14 protein-coding genes are annotated in these 14,008 nt (G+C 44.9%); 8 read left to right on the top strand and 6 right to left on the bottom strand.

All coding sequences use genetic code 11. From position 1 onward, the window contains the following. Nucleotide 1 precedes the first annotated feature (1 nt). The 5 genes from A6E01_RS00540 (at nucleotide 2) to A6E01_RS00520 (ending at nucleotide 7,540) form a co-directional block, all read left to right on the top strand. The gene (locus A6E01_RS00540; protein WP_017242683.1) at nucleotides 2–985 is read left to right on the top strand and encodes an ABC transporter permease; all 984 of its coding nucleotides are present in this window, start codon (nucleotides 2–4) and stop codon (nucleotides 983–985) included. Next, nucleotides 982–1,941, top strand: a complete 960-nt coding sequence (locus A6E01_RS00535) for an ABC transporter ATP-binding protein (RefSeq protein WP_017029326.1) — start codon at nucleotides 982–984, stop codon at nucleotides 1,939–1,941. Before A6E01_RS00540 ends, A6E01_RS00535 begins: the two co-directional genes overlap by 4 nt. A gap of 21 nt (nucleotides 1,942–1,962) precedes the next feature. Further along, nucleotides 1,963–2,946, top strand: coding sequence for an ABC transporter ATP-binding protein (locus A6E01_RS00530; RefSeq protein WP_017029325.1), 984 nt, complete (start codon nucleotides 1,963–1,965; stop codon nucleotides 2,944–2,946). Nucleotides 2,947–2,990: 44 nt separating this feature from the next. Continuing rightward, a complete protein-coding gene (locus A6E01_RS00525; protein WP_065209352.1) occupies nucleotides 2,991–3,995 on the top strand; it encodes a LacI family DNA-binding transcriptional regulator in 1,005 nt (334 codons plus the stop codon). A 104-nt stretch (nucleotides 3,996–4,099) separates the two neighbouring features. Beyond that, entirely contained in the window at nucleotides 4,100–7,540 is a 3,441-nt protein-coding gene (locus A6E01_RS00520) for a hypothetical protein (RefSeq protein WP_065209351.1), read from the top strand. Between the two features lie 70 nt (nucleotides 7,541–7,610). Here A6E01_RS00520 and A6E01_RS00515 read toward each other — a convergent pair whose 3' ends face one another. Further along, the gene (locus tag A6E01_RS00515; protein WP_065209350.1) at nucleotides 7,611–8,381 is read right to left on the bottom strand and encodes a substrate-binding periplasmic protein; all 771 of its coding nucleotides are present in this window, start codon (nucleotides 8,379–8,381) and stop codon (nucleotides 7,611–7,613) included. A 265-nt stretch (nucleotides 8,382–8,646) separates the two neighbouring features. On the opposite strand from A6E01_RS00515, the gene A6E01_RS00510 reads away from it, so the two are divergent. Next, nucleotides 8,647–8,952, top strand: a complete 306-nt coding sequence (locus A6E01_RS00510; RefSeq protein WP_237334477.1) for a hypothetical protein — start codon at nucleotides 8,647–8,649, stop codon at nucleotides 8,950–8,952. Nucleotides 8,953–9,082: 130 nt separating this feature from the next. On the opposite strand, the gene A6E01_RS00505 is transcribed toward A6E01_RS00510, so the two are convergent. The 3 genes from A6E01_RS00505 to ftnA all read right to left on the bottom strand — a co-directional run bounded on the left by A6E01_RS00505 (nucleotide 9,083) and on the right by ftnA (nucleotide 11,308). After that, nucleotides 9,083–10,270: a BaiN/RdsA family NAD(P)/FAD-dependent oxidoreductase gene (locus A6E01_RS00505; RefSeq protein ID WP_017029320.1), complete on the bottom strand. Its 1,188-nt coding sequence runs from the start codon at nucleotides 10,268–10,270 to the stop codon at nucleotides 9,083–9,085. Between the two features lie 109 nt (nucleotides 10,271–10,379). After that, on the bottom strand, nucleotides 10,380–10,703 hold the full coding sequence (uspB, locus tag A6E01_RS00500) for a universal stress protein UspB (protein WP_017029319.1): 324 nt from the start codon (nucleotides 10,701–10,703) through the stop codon (nucleotides 10,380–10,382). Between the two features lie 77 nt (nucleotides 10,704–10,780). Then, nucleotides 10,781–11,308, bottom strand: coding sequence for a non-heme ferritin (gene ftnA, locus A6E01_RS00495; protein ID WP_017029318.1), 528 nt, complete (start codon nucleotides 11,306–11,308; stop codon nucleotides 10,781–10,783). Between the two features lie 212 nt (nucleotides 11,309–11,520). Here ftnA and A6E01_RS00490 point away from each other — a divergent pair, with 212 nt between their 5' ends. Beyond that, nucleotides 11,521–11,946: a universal stress protein gene (locus tag A6E01_RS00490; protein ID WP_017029317.1), complete on the top strand. Its 426-nt coding sequence runs from the start codon at nucleotides 11,521–11,523 to the stop codon at nucleotides 11,944–11,946. A 51-nt stretch (nucleotides 11,947–11,997) separates the two neighbouring features. Here A6E01_RS00490 and A6E01_RS00485 read toward each other — a convergent pair whose 3' ends face one another. Further along, nucleotides 11,998–12,549 carry a hypothetical protein gene (locus tag A6E01_RS00485; protein ID WP_026012653.1) on the bottom strand — a complete coding sequence of 184 codons (552 nt, stop codon included), beginning with the start codon at nucleotides 12,547–12,549 and terminating at the stop codon, nucleotides 11,998–12,000. Nucleotides 12,550–12,643: 94 nt separating this feature from the next. Continuing rightward, the gene (locus A6E01_RS00480; protein WP_017029315.1) at nucleotides 12,644–13,426 is read right to left on the bottom strand and encodes a class I SAM-dependent methyltransferase; all 783 of its coding nucleotides are present in this window, start codon (nucleotides 13,424–13,426) and stop codon (nucleotides 12,644–12,646) included. A gap of 88 nt (nucleotides 13,427–13,514) precedes the next feature. On the opposite strand from A6E01_RS00480, the gene asnC reads away from it, so the two are divergent. After that, the gene (gene asnC / locus A6E01_RS00475; RefSeq protein WP_017029314.1) at nucleotides 13,515–13,976 is read left to right on the top strand and encodes a transcriptional regulator AsnC; all 462 of its coding nucleotides are present in this window, start codon (nucleotides 13,515–13,517) and stop codon (nucleotides 13,974–13,976) included. Nucleotides 13,977–14,008: the final 32 nt, after the last annotated feature.

Below are 14,008 nucleotides of genomic sequence, written 5' to 3'. Positions count from 1 at the left end.
AATGAAAAAGTTAACTGCACATATTGATACGTCCGAGTTCCCTACAGGTCGTGCGCGAGGTCTAGCAACGACACTGCGCAAGCTTAAAGGGACTCTACAAGACTTCTTTAACGGAAACCCACCAGCAATTATTGGTACTTTCCTAATTACTATCATCCTAGCTGGTGCACTTTTCTCACCAGTACTAATGACGCATGATCCAGAACGACGCGTGGCTCGCGCACACCAAGAACCGAGCTCTGAGCACTTTTTAGGTACAACCCGTAGTGGCCGTGATGTGTACAGCCAAGTGCTACACGGTGGTAAGAAATCTCTGACTGTTGCTCTATCTGCTGGCATTATTGCAATGACTCTAGCTGTAGCGGTTGGTGTGACTTCTGGCTACCTAGGTGGCAAAGTTGACGAGTGGATGAACTTCGTCACTAACGTATTCTTGGTATTCCCGCAGCTACCGCTGTTGATAGTACTCGCCGCCTTTCTCGGACAGGTCAGCTCATTAGTCATAACCTTATTGCTCGGACTCACATCCTGGCCATGGGGGGCACGTGTTATCCGTTCGCAAACCATGGCTTTAAGACACAAAGAATACATCATCTCAGCTGAGGTAATGGGCGAGTCAAAGATTCGTATCATCCTTGTTGAGATTCTACCAAACCTAACGTCTATCGTTTTCGGTGGTTTCCTTGGCGCAGTTATCTATGCAATGGGCGCAGAAGCAGGTCTAGGTATCCTTGGTCTAGGTGACGCAACAGAAGTGAGCTGGGGCTCAATGCTGTACTGGGCACAAACTTCAGCGGCGCTTTACACTGGCGCTTGGTGGGAAATGATTGTTCCAGCTCTTGCTCTAGCAATCACTGGTGGTGCACTAGCACTGATCAACATGTCAATTGACCAAGTAAGTAACCCGAAACTGAAAACTGGTGCTCATATGAAACTATGGGCGAAAATGAAGAAAGACGCTGACAAACGTCGAGGCCTAGCATGAACCAACAACCTCTATTAGAAATTAACAACCTATGTGTTGATTACGTGTCGCCAAACGGTGTGGCACGTGCAGTAAACAATGTCAGTCTAGAAATCAAACCAGGCGAAACCTTGGGCATCGCAGGCGAATCTGGCTGTGGTAAAAGCACGCTAGCCTTTGCTATCGCTCGACTACACAAAGCTCCAGCGTTGATCTCTGAAGGCGAAATCCTTTACAAGGGAACTGACATTCTGAAGATGAATGACAAGGCGCTGCGTGAGTTCCGCTGGAACGAAACCTCAGTGGTATTCCAGAGTGCTATGAACTCTTTGAACCCAGTAATCACTATTGGTGAGCAGCTTACCGACGTGATTTTGGCACACAAGAAGATCACGCTAAAAGAGGCTCGTGAAAAAGCCGTTGAGCTGCTAAAGATTGTAGGCATTCATGGGGATCGTCTATCGAGCTTCCCACACCAACTATCAGGTGGCATGCGTCAACGTGTGGTCATCGCGATTGCTCTAGCACTTGAACCAAAGCTGATCATTATGGATGAGCCTACAACTGCGCTTGATGTGGTAGTAGAACGCGAAATCCTAAATGAACTGTACGACTTAAAAACAAAATTTGGCTTCTCTATTTTGTTCATCAGCCATGACTTGAGCTTGATGGGTGAGATTGCAGACCGCATTGGCGTGATGTACGCAGGTAACCTGATTGAAATTGGTGAAGCTGAAAAAGTATTCCGCGACCCAGTTCACCCGTACACCAAAGGCTTGGTTTCTTCATTCCCAAGTATTCACGGTCCTAAAACACGCCTACACGGTATCCCAGGTAACCCAGTTAACCTGCTTAAGATACCTCAAGGTTGTAACTTCCAAGACCGCTGTAGCGAATGCTTCGCTGACTGTATGAAGACTGAACCGCAGCTTATTGAAGTGCTTCCACACCACCATGCTGCATGTAACTTGCTGTAATTGAGAAGAAAAGGGAAAACTATGCAAACTAATACCCCTGACGTAATTCTTTCGATTAAGAACCTAATCAAAGACTTTCCTGTTGGTAGCAGCAAGAAAAAAGGCGCCTACATGCGCGCCGTTAATGATGTGTCATTTGACCTTTGTAAAGGCGAAGCTCTGGCTATTGTTGGTGAGTCTGGCTCAGGTAAGAGTACTGGCGCTCGCGTTCTAACCCGCATCTATGAAGCCACTGGTGGCGACATTGAGTTTAAGGGTCAGCCAATTGATCAGTACATCAAAGAAAATGGCAGCTTAGAGTACGCTCGTCAGGTTCAGATGATCTTCCAAGACCCGTTTGGCTCTCTAAACCCAGTGCACTCTATCTACCACCACATTGCTCGCCCACTACAGATCCATAATCGTGTAGGCAAAGAGAACATTGATACCTTGGTATACCAACTGCTTGAGCTAGTCGGTCTATCACCAGTAGTGGAAACTGCCGATAAATTCCCTCACGAACTCAGTGGTGGTCAGCGTCAGCGTGTTGCTATTGCTCGTGCAATTGCGGTTGACCCAGAAGTTATCTTGGCCGATGAGCCTATTTCAATGCTAGACGTGTCCGTTCGCTTAGGTATCTTGAACCTAATGTCGGACCTAAAAGACAAGCACGGCATCTCGTTTATGTACATCACTCACGATATTGCCACTGCTCGCTACTTTGCTGAGAAAACTGCGGTAATGTATGTAGGCCACATGGTTGAGTGGGGTAACAGTGACAAAGTGACACAAACGCCTCAGCATCCGTATACGCAGCTATTATTATCTGCGGTACCAGAGCCTGGTCGTGGTGGACGACGTGAACTGGACGCGAAGAAGGGTGAGATTCCTCTTTGGAAACCAGAAAGCGTAGGATGTCCTTTTGCACCTCGCTGCCCTAAAGCAAGCGAGCAGTGTGACAAATCATTCCCAGAAATTAGACAGTTGGCAGATGATCACTTTATCCGTTGCCATAACTACGAATAATTCAGACAGATAGTTTTCTTCTCTGAGATAGATAAGATTAGAACATGATTACGATAAAAGAAGTTGCCGAATTTGCCAAAGTGTCTCAAGCCACGGTATCCCGTGTTTTGAATAACCACAGCACAGTAAAAGAGGCGAACAAAGAGAAAGTTTACAATGCAATCAACGAGTTAGGGTTTCAACCTAACTCCATTGCAAAGGCTTTGGCTTCTAATCGTTCTAATAGTATCGGTGTTTTAGTAGGGGCCTTAGAGGGCTCCTTCTTTGGCAACCTTATGAAAGAAGTAGAAAAAAAGACTCGCGATGCCAATCTGCATTTGATCGCAACCTGCGGTCATATGGATAAAAAGGTTGAAGCTGAGTCTTTGCACTTCCTTGATTCTAGGCGCGTCGATGGGCTTATCGTTCATGCCGACAAACTGGAAGATGAAGACCTAATCAAGCTAGCTAAACATGACCGTCCATTAGTGGTCGTCAACAGGCACATTGAAGAGATTTCAGAGCAATGCTTTTATATCGACAATGAGCTGGGCGGTTATCTTGCATCTAAACACCTTATTGAGTTGGGTCATCGCCATATCGGTATCATTACCGGTGATATGGATAAAATGGACTGTCGAGAGCGTTTAATCGGATATCACAGAGCCATTAAGGAAGCGGGTATCGAACCGAGTATGGACTACGTCTATCACGGTACTTACGAGACGGAAAGCGAGCTAAACAAAACACTGGCAAAACAGCTCCTTGATGAGCACCCACAAGTTACCGCTGTCCTGTGTCAAAATGACAATATCGCAATGGCTACCTATGACGAGTGCGATCGAAGAAACCTAGTTGTTGGCAAAGACATATCCGTTATTGGTTTTGATGACAGTATTTACTGCCGTTACATTCGACCGACGCTGACCACAGTAAACTATCCAATTAGAGAAATCGGCATCAATGCAACCAATATGCTGTTAAATCAGCTCAATGGAAGCAAACTGCCTGTGCAAAAACGCTTCAATCCTGAGCTAGTGAAGCGCAACTCTGTTCACTCAATTATTTAATGAATAAAGGGTCTATATCTGAGGCTACTACCTCGGATATAGCGATATAAAAACAATAGCGTAAAAAAGTAAGCGCTTTCAAAAATCCTAAAAGGGCCTGAAATATGGAACACAATACTCTACAAGACGTGGATGGAAAGTTCGTCAACCTTGATGGCGAACGCTACTACAAGATATCCAATGTCGACCACATGAACCCATTTTTTATCAGTGTCGTTTCAGCAAGCGATCACTGGCTGTTCATCTCTTCTACAGGTAGCCTTTCTGCTGGTCGTATCCGCCCAGAAAACGCTTTGTTCCCGTACAAGTCAGTGGACTATATTCATGAAAGCGCCGAAAACACCGGTGCAAAGTCGATCTTTAAAGTAACAACCAGTTCAGGTGCTTCTTTATGGGAACCGTTCAATATCTTCCATGATGGCCTGTATCAAGTAGAGCGTAACCTCTACAAAAACAGCATCGGTGACAAGATTATCTTTGAAGAGATCAACCACTCTTTGAAGCTACAATTCCAATACAGCTGGAACACCAGTGAGCAATTTGGCTTTATCCGTCAATCACAATTAACCGACCTTTCTGGCGATGACCGCGAGATTGAGCTGCTCGATGGCCTGCAAAACCTATTGCCACCAGGTGCCCCTTTAGGTGCCTTGCAAACAAGAAGTGCCTTAGTTGATGCGTACAAATGGAATGAGCGTCAGCAAGGTTCTCCTTTAGCGCTATACACCATGTATGCAAAACTCAGCGACCGCGCAGATCCTGCAGAGTCCCTGCTTGCAACGACTGTATTTAGCCTTGATGATGACGCGAATCAGATCCTACTGACTAGCACGCAAATCGCCACATTTAGAAAAGGACTGCCAATTCAGGACGAGACCTTAACTAAGGGTCAACGTGGTAGCTACCTGATTCATAAAACAATTAAGTTAGAAGGCAATCAAACAAACTCTTGGGTTATCGCCGCTGACATCGACAAGAACCATAGCGATATTACTGCACTGAATACTCAGATTGCGGTGCCTAACGATATTCGCAAACAAGTCCTTTCAAGTATCGAAGATAACCAAAAAGAATTGGTCTCTTTGATGTCAGGTGCCGATGCATGGCAGCTAACAGCAGAAGAAAGCACCTCTGTTCACCACTACGCTAACGTACTGTTCAATAACATGCGTGGCGGCGTAGTCGAAAACAACTACACCTTGGATAAAGCCGACGTAGTAAAAACCATGCGTAACGCTAACCAAACGGTAGTAGCAAAGCATCAAGGTTTCTTTGCTGAACTTGCCGATAGCTTTACTCACGCAGAATTAGTCTCTCGTGCAAAACAAACAGATGATCAACAACTTGTTCGCCTTGCCTATGAGTATCTGCCGTTAACGTTTGGCCGTCGTCATGGTGACCCAAGCCGTCCTTGGAACCATTACGAAATCAAACTCAAAGATGAGCAAGGTGATCGCCTGCTGTCTTATCAAGGCAACTGGCGTGACATCTTCCAAAACTGGGAAGCGATGGCACTCAGCTACCCTGGCTTCATCAAATCATTCATCGCTAAGTTTGTTAACGCATCAACTGTTGATGGCTTTAACCCTTACCGCATTACTAAAGATGGTATTGATTGGGAGCTTCTTGATCCAGAAGATGAGTGGAGCAACATTGGCTACTGGGGTGACCATCAGATCATCTACTTGCTTAAGTTCCTAGAACTAGCCAATAAATTTGAACACGACGACTTGATCGCTCTGCTAAATACAGAGACGTACAGCTACGCGAACGTACCTTACGAAATTTGTGATGTGGATGGTTTGTTTGCCAACCCGAAAGATACTGTTAACTTTAACAACGAAAAACAGTCTCTGATCGAGCGCAAAGTGGCTGAACTAGGCAGCGATGGTAAGTTAGTTCTAAACAGCGATGACTCTGTTTACATGGTTAACCTACTAGAGAAAATCTTAGTTCCTCTACTCTCTAAACTAAGCAACCTAGTGCTTGATGGTGGTATCTGGCTAAATACTCAACGTCCTGAGTGGAACGATGCCAATAACGCCATCGTTGGTAATGGCTTGTCTATGGTTACGCTTTACTACATGCGTCGCTATGTATCTTTCATGCAGCAAATGCTTGCTGAAGCTCCTCAGTACACGCAACTATCAACTCAAGTACGTGATTGGATGGTCGCAATTGAAGCTATCTTAGCCGACGCTGAAGCCTCTATCACTGCAGGCGAAGTAACCCCTAAGCTAAGGTACGACGTTCTTGTATCACTAGCGCAAGCAGCCGCTGATTATCGCAACAATGTATACCCTACTGGTAGCTTTGGTAGCAAAGAAACCGTAGATACGGCAGAGATCAGCAAGCTACTGAACGTAAGCTTAACGGTTCTCGATAAGAGTATTCGCAACAACCTTCGTGAAGATGGTCTGTACAACGCCTACAACATTATCTCTTACGCAAAAGACAGCGTGACAGTAGAAGAACTGTACCCGATGCTAGAAGGTCAGGTAGCGGTATTGAGTTCTGGTCTTCTTGAGCCTCAAGAAACTAAGCAGTTGTTAGACAAGCTGTACGCTAGTGACATGTACCGTCAGGACCAGAAGAGCTTCATGCTTTACCCTGATCGTGACCTAACTCCATTCATGGAGAAAAACCAAGTCACCAAACAGCAAATTGCTGACTCTAGTCTTCTGAACGCAATGGTAGAAAAGGGTGATAAGCGCCTTGTTCAACAAAGCACAGCTGACAACTTCCACTTTAATGCGAGCTTTGAAAACCGTGACTACTTAAAGGCAGCTATCAATAGCGTCAAGGGTGACTACCCAGAGGCAACAGAGGCTCAGTGGCAAGAGATCAACGCCCTTTACGAACAGGTATTCAACCACAAGGCCTTTACTGGTCGCTCTGGTACCATGTTTGGTTATGAAGGCTTAGGTTGTATCTATTGGCACATGGTGTCCAAACTACTGTTGGCGGTGCAAGAGAACTACTTAGTAGCGCTAGAGCAAGATGCTGATAGCGAAGTAACCAAAGCCCTTGCTGATTACTACTACCGCGTTCGTGAAGGTATTGGTTTCAACAAGACAGCAAGCAACTATGGTGCCTTCCCTACTGACCCATACTCGCATACCCCTAAACAAGCGGGCGCACAGCAACCGGGTATGACAGGACAGGTAAAAGAAGAGATCATTACTCGCTTTATAGAGCTTGGTATTGAAGTCAAAGAGGGAGCGATTCAGTTAAACCCTTCACTCCTTAACAGCAGTGAGTTCTTGAATGAAGCTGTAACCTTTAGCTACCTTGATCTTCAGGGTGAAACCAAAGAGATCCCTCTAGCCGTTGGCCAGCTAGCCTTCACTTACTGCCAAGTGCCGTTTGTGTACCAAGTTGCATCTGATAGCGAAACCTCTGTTGATGTCATCTATGAAGATGGTTCGGTAGTAGCAATGCCAAATAGTGGTCTAACCGCCGAGGTGTGCCAAGAGCTATTCAGTCGTTCTGGAAAAGTCTCTCAAGTACGCTGTACAGTGGCGAAGGCGGCTCTGCGTAGCTAACAAAAACCATTGAAAAACAAAGGCCTCAGCACAATGCTAAGGCCTTTTTTGTTTGCCATGATCCAATTGCTTATTTACTTGTACAAAGCTCTGAACTAAAGCCAGAAAAAGTCTTTGGAAGCAGAGGGTTATCAAGCTCTATCTGCCTGCGAGATAACAAATTCATATCGGTAACCGTCTGACCATAATGCTTATCAAACAAGGCTCTCAACGCACCACTATTACGGCTCTGTTCCAAACCATTATTTATCTTAGTCGCGAGCTGCTCTTTTTCAGGGTGCACATAGAAAACCAATGGAAATGGATAGTAGAGCATCATGGATGGCTCGATGACTAACCCTTCAAATTGCTCAGCAAATTCATGATAAATCGCCTGCACTTCGTTGGCCCCGAGAGCGACATAATCACATAAGCCCAATTGCAGATCAGCAAAGATGGTATCCAAAGAACCTTGCTCAAAGACTTGATAGCCGTTGCTACGAAATAAATCGGCATCAGCCCAAGTTGCAGGAATTCCCGCCTTCAAGCTTTTTAAATCATCTTCAGTGATACCCGAAAATGTGCTGATATCTTGACGACGAACAATCAGGATTCGATGCCCAAGCAATCCCATGCACAAGGGGTGATTCACGGGTAAAAAGGCATGCGAATCAAACTTAGTGTTCCCAGCAACAGTTACCAGCGCATCAGCGCCTAGATTGAAGATATTGCCTTCGTCTTTAGCGTCAGGGTAATCCGTTAAGTCATTGCTGACCTCTGTTGTACCTAAAGCAAGTTGCAGCACCTCAAACTCATGTTCTTGACGAGAAGGTGACTTATTTCCATTCCAAAAGCTGATCATTTCTGTTCCCAAGCAAAAAATTTTCTTTCTTCAATTATCGCAAAAGTAAGCGCTTTCTTGTGTGATCTATCAGGGTTATCAGAGACTTAATTTGAGAGCCTTCTTCGATATGCTAAAGGGGCATAAAAATGGAAAGTTAAATTGTCATACAAATACGTTGATTAATTTTCAAACAGTGGCAAAATGCACGCCCGTACGATAAATAGCCAGACGAGTATAAGAAATGTTGTTAAGCCTAGTTGCATTCACTTCAGTATTTAGCATCGTGAGCACTACCGGTACTGTGTGCATAAAAAAAATCAAGGCAGCTAAAAAAGAAGCGAGTGAGAAAAGTGCAAGGCTTCAACAGATGAGCGAACACCTTTATGCTTATATAAACGCAGAAAGAAGCTATGATGCAATCAAAGGCGAACTAGCCGTAAAAAACCACTTCTACCAGCAACTTCCGATGACTGCGCGCAACACTCACGCTGAAGAAATTTCAAAGATGCAAGCCGAGCTAAAAATACAAAAAGCAGCCTATTTAAACGCACAGAAAAACTATCTAAAAATGGGTAAGCATATTATTTAATTCGACAGGCGCATTCGTGTTCGTACTGCAAGGGTGATATTAAGCATTACGGCTAAGAAGGTTCAGCCTCAGATATTACCCAAAAAACAATGAAGTACGAACGCTCCCCCGTCAATTCAACAAGTTATGTCTATACGTTCTGCCCAGCCACGTAGCCTGAACTCCAACACCAGCAGAAATTAAAGCCCCCAAGCCATCCCGTTACGTCCATAACCTCGCCAATGAAGTACAAACCAGAGTGGGTTTTACACTCCATGGTTTTAGACGAAAGATGATTGGTGTCTACGCCGCCTAGAGTGACCTCCGCAGTTCGATAGCCTTCGGTGCCATTAGGCACAATCTGCCAGCCTTCAAGTGCATCAACGACTTGGTCGTACTCTTTGTGATTCAATTGCTTTAGAGGTTTATCGACTAGCTGTTTACGCTCAATCAACACCTCAATTAGGCGCTTAGGCAGTACCTTAGATAGGGTGTTTTTTAGAGATTGGTTAGGATGCTTTTCTCGGTTCTGCGCCAGCAGTTCAGCAACATCGGCCTCAGGCACTAAATTGACGGTTACCTTTTGCCCGGCACGCCAATACGATGAGATCTGCAACACTGATGGTCCAGAGAGCCCTCTATGAGTAAACAGCAATGCCTCTTTGAAGACAGTGCCATCTTCTGCAGTAATTTCTGCAGGAATCGCAATCCCAGACAGCTCACTGAAATCCAACTTGTCTTGCTTATGCAGAGTAAATGGCACTAAACCTGCAGTGGTAGGTACCACATCCAAGCCAAATTGTTCGGCGATCTGATAGCCAAAAGGCGTTGCTCCAAGTTTAGGCATAGATAGACCACCAGTCGCGACGACCAATGATTCACAGCTGATCGGTTTACCATTGGCTAGGAGTGTATAGCCAGATTCTGTTTTATCAATATTGCTTACCGCAACCTGGTATTGAAACTGTACATACTGCGAGTCACACTCATCAAGTAGCATTTTTACAATTTGCTTCGCAGAATCCACGCAAAACAACTGCCCATGGTCACGCTCTTCAAACTCGATGCCATGTTTACTCACCATAGAGATAAAATCCCAATTGGTGTACTGCGACAATGCCGATTTCACGAAATGGGGATTACTACAGATGAAATTGGAAGGGGAAACATCGTAGTTGCTAAAGTTACAGCGGCCACCACCTGAGATGAGAATCTTACGTCCTGGTTTTTTAGCATGATCAACCACTAGTACTCGCCTAGCTCGCTTGCCAGCTTCAGCAGCACACATCAGGCCTGCGGCACCAGCACCAATAATCACGACATCAAAGTGTTCACTCATTTTCTACATCTCGGGAGGTCATACAAAAAGGGCATGCGAAAACCGCATACCCTTACAAAGGCGCACATTCTACCCAGATGCAGGGTAGAGATACAAACAAGATTAATAATTAAACGCTGAAAGCCGCCACTAAGGTGACGAAAAGCAATGCGCAACTGAGAATAAAGAGCTCTCTAACCTTGTCGCACTTGTCAACAAACACCGGATCATGATGCTGGGAATATTCTTTGCTCTTGAGGTAATGGAAAAGTCTGAACTGTTTGACGACATTACCTTGAGTAGTGAAAAACCCTCGGCCATCGACTTGCTGGTAGAGTAAAGGGTGCGCTTCGCGCATCACAAAGATAAGTGCCCTTAATGTACTGATATAACGCATACAATTGACCGCAGTTACGATCATAAGCGCAAAAATAATCAAATCCCCACTGATCATCTCTTTTCCTCCCTACACTCTCTAGGAAATGGCAAGACAACCAGTGTGAATCAGTTGTTTAGTCGAGTACGGATAAGTTACTCAGCTGCCACATCCATGATAGAGGTTGAACCTTCTTTAGCCATAATTGCTAGGTCTTTATCAATGAAGAACAGTGCTTGACCATTTTCACCAACCAACTCTAGCTTGTCTAAAATCCCTTTAAACAATTTCTCTTCTTCGTGTTGCTCTGCCACATACCACTGTAAGAAATTGAACGTTGAGTAGTCTTGGCTTGTGAAAGCCACGTGAGCAAGCTTATTGATCTTTTCGGTGATCATGCACTCATGCTCGTAGGTCTCACGGAAAACCTCTCCAAGGCTAGCAAACTCATGCTTTGGCGCATCTATTGCACCGAGAATTGGCATCGCCCCAGTCTCACTCACATAAGTGAATAAGCGTTGCATATGCTCCATTTCTTCGGTGGCATGTTTGCGCATAAACTCTGCTGCACCCTCGAAACCTTTATCTTCACACCAAGCACTCATTTGTAAGTATAGATTGGATGAGAAAAATTCTAGGTTTATTTGTGCGTTTAAATTTTCAACCATCTGTTCCGACAGCATAAGACGTTCCTCTTCTTAATAGCTCTAATGTCATTCAGCCAATATACGATGTGGCTATGTGTCTAAATTAACAGACTTTGCCCTAAATCAAAATTCTCTTTCTTTTGTTAGTCGAATACTTCAACTTCAGATCACTTCAGCAAAAAATATGTCTCGCCCTGCTAGAATGAAATTAAGGATACATTCTCTATTGCCCGAATAAGGAGCCTATCATGAGCTATAAACATATCGTTGTTGCCCTAGACTTAGGAGATCATAGTGAGTACTTAGCTAATCGAGCAGCCAAGCTTGCCAAAGCTCTTGATGCTGAGCTTTCTTTTATTCATATCGACGTTAACTATAGTGAAGTCTACACAGGACTGATTGAAGTTAATTTGGTTGATAGTCAGAGCGCGACCACTAAGCTTTCCACTCAAAAGCTCCAAGACTTGAGCGAAAAGCTCGATTATCCAGTGAGTAACACTCTCGTGGGACGTGGTGATTTGGTCGAAGAACTTTCAGATGCAATAAAAGAAAGAGGATTTGATTTGGTTGTCTGTGGACACCATCATGACTTCTGGGGCAAGTTGCTTTCCAACACTCGCCACATGATCCATGACATGCCTATCGACCTATTGGTGGTGCCGCTTCAAGATTAGTTCTGGGACAGTTCTGGAACAGTTCTAGTTGGTTCTAGGATAGCTCTGGAATTAATGGAGATGATTTGAGGCTACGCGAATAGAGGTAGCCTCAACAACCTCATTAAGGTGTGCGTCTAGCTTACTTCTCTTCTTGGTAAGCTTTTTCTCTTTGCGTAAAATCTTGTTCAGCTTCTTGTACATTTTCGCCTGCTTCTTCAGCATCTTACGCTGCTTCTTAAGCTGTTTGTTGCTCAACTGACACTGTACTTCTTCATTCGCAATAGTGTCTTGCTCTGCATTTTCCGCCACTTCGATCACTGGCTTAATCTGCTTTTTCTTTTCCGACTTGTTTTTAGCCGATGATATTTCGGTAATGGTGTTTGTCGCCTTAGCTTCAGCTAGCAATACACAGTCTTCGACGGCCGGCTCTAAAATAGGTCCTGCAATCTTATTGCGGCATGCTTGAGGTGGGATCGGGCTAGGCTTACACAGGTTTTCACCACTACCTGCTACACGAGCGCAAGAGCGACACACAAATTTTGGCTCCGCCACAATAGAATAGATAGCCCCTAAGCTGCCCTCTATCGTTCGGCGATTAAATTTGCACATTTTCTTACTCATAAAGCCTCGTCACTCAAATGCAATTAATAATGATTATTACTTACATATAGCGATTTCACCGCAGTAATTCAACTATTTATTTTTGACCTTTGAGCTAAGTCATTGAAGACAAAACATAAACATCAAAACGATTTTTCTTAGTTTCGATGGCCATGCTTGGTTTCTTCTCATTCAGCCAGTTGGCGTAGTCAGGTCTTTTCACAATGACTCGTTTCGTGGCAAGCTGCAGAGCAGGCTCAAGAAGACCGTCCGCATCTTGATCGGGGCCAACTAAGGTCTGAAACACTCGCATCTCTTTTTTGATTTGCGCGCTTTTCTTTTTGTTTTCTGGGTGAGGGTACATAGGGTCAAGATAGATAACATCAGGTCGTTGAAATTCGTTATCCTCAGCTAACTGCGACAGTGCATCTAGGCTCGAAGCGTGCAATAGCGACATACGCTCGCTAACCCAACCACCAATCTCAGGGTCCAGCTTTGCTCGAGAAAGGCCATCATCAAGCAAAGCCGCAACCACAGGGTTGCGCTCAATCATCTGCACCTTGCAGCCTAGAGAGGCCAACACAAAGGCATCGCGGCCAAGGCCTGCTGTCGCGTCTAACACACACGGGGTCGCGCCCTTGTTGAGACCCGCGGCTTTTGCAATAGATTGCCCTTTACCACCACCAAATTTACGGCGATGCGCCACGGCTCCACCAGCAAAGTCCACGAAGATTGACCCTAGTTTAGGCTCATCCAGCTTTTTTAGTTCTAGACGCTCGCCTAACTGCAAGGCAAACTGACTATCAGGATCATGTTGCAAGCCCCAACACTCCGCCAATGCTTGGATCTGTAATTGTTTGTCTTCGGACTGCGCTAGAAGTTGAATCTGCAACGTCATCTCTCTAAAGTTTAGGGGTCTGTCGACCTGATTAGGATATCCGTTAGTTTACCGCATTCTTGTTATCTGTGTCTCTTAAGGAACCCCAATGAACCAAAACCCTATGCTCGACCAGCTCGATAAAGATATCCTAAAAACACTGATGGAGGACGCCCGTACTCCCTATGCAGAGATGGGCAAGCGATTTAATGTTAGCCCTGCCACCATTCATGTTCGAATTGAAAAAATGAGAGCTGCTGAGGTCATTGAAGGTACAGAGGTTATCGTCAATACCAAAAAATTGGGCTATGACGTGTGCTGTTTTATCGGCATCAACTTGAATGCGGCCAAGGACTACCATTCAGCGCTAGAGAAGCTCAACGCCCTAGATGAGGTCGTCGAAGCGTATTACACCACTGGCGCCTACAGCATCTTCGTTAAGTTAATGTGCCGCTCAATTGAAGAGTTGCAGCATGTCCTGATCAATAAATTGCAGGCCATCGATGAGGTGCAATCTACCGAAACCCTTATCTCGCTACAAAATCCAATCAACCGCAATGTGAACCCATAAAAAAAGCCACCTCAATTTGAGATGGCTTATAG

This window comes from Vibrio breoganii (genome assembly GCF_001677275.1).
GTDB lineage: Bacteria > Pseudomonadota > Gammaproteobacteria > Enterobacterales > Vibrionaceae > Vibrio > Vibrio breoganii.
This window is presented reverse-complemented; position numbering and strand designations above follow the sequence as displayed.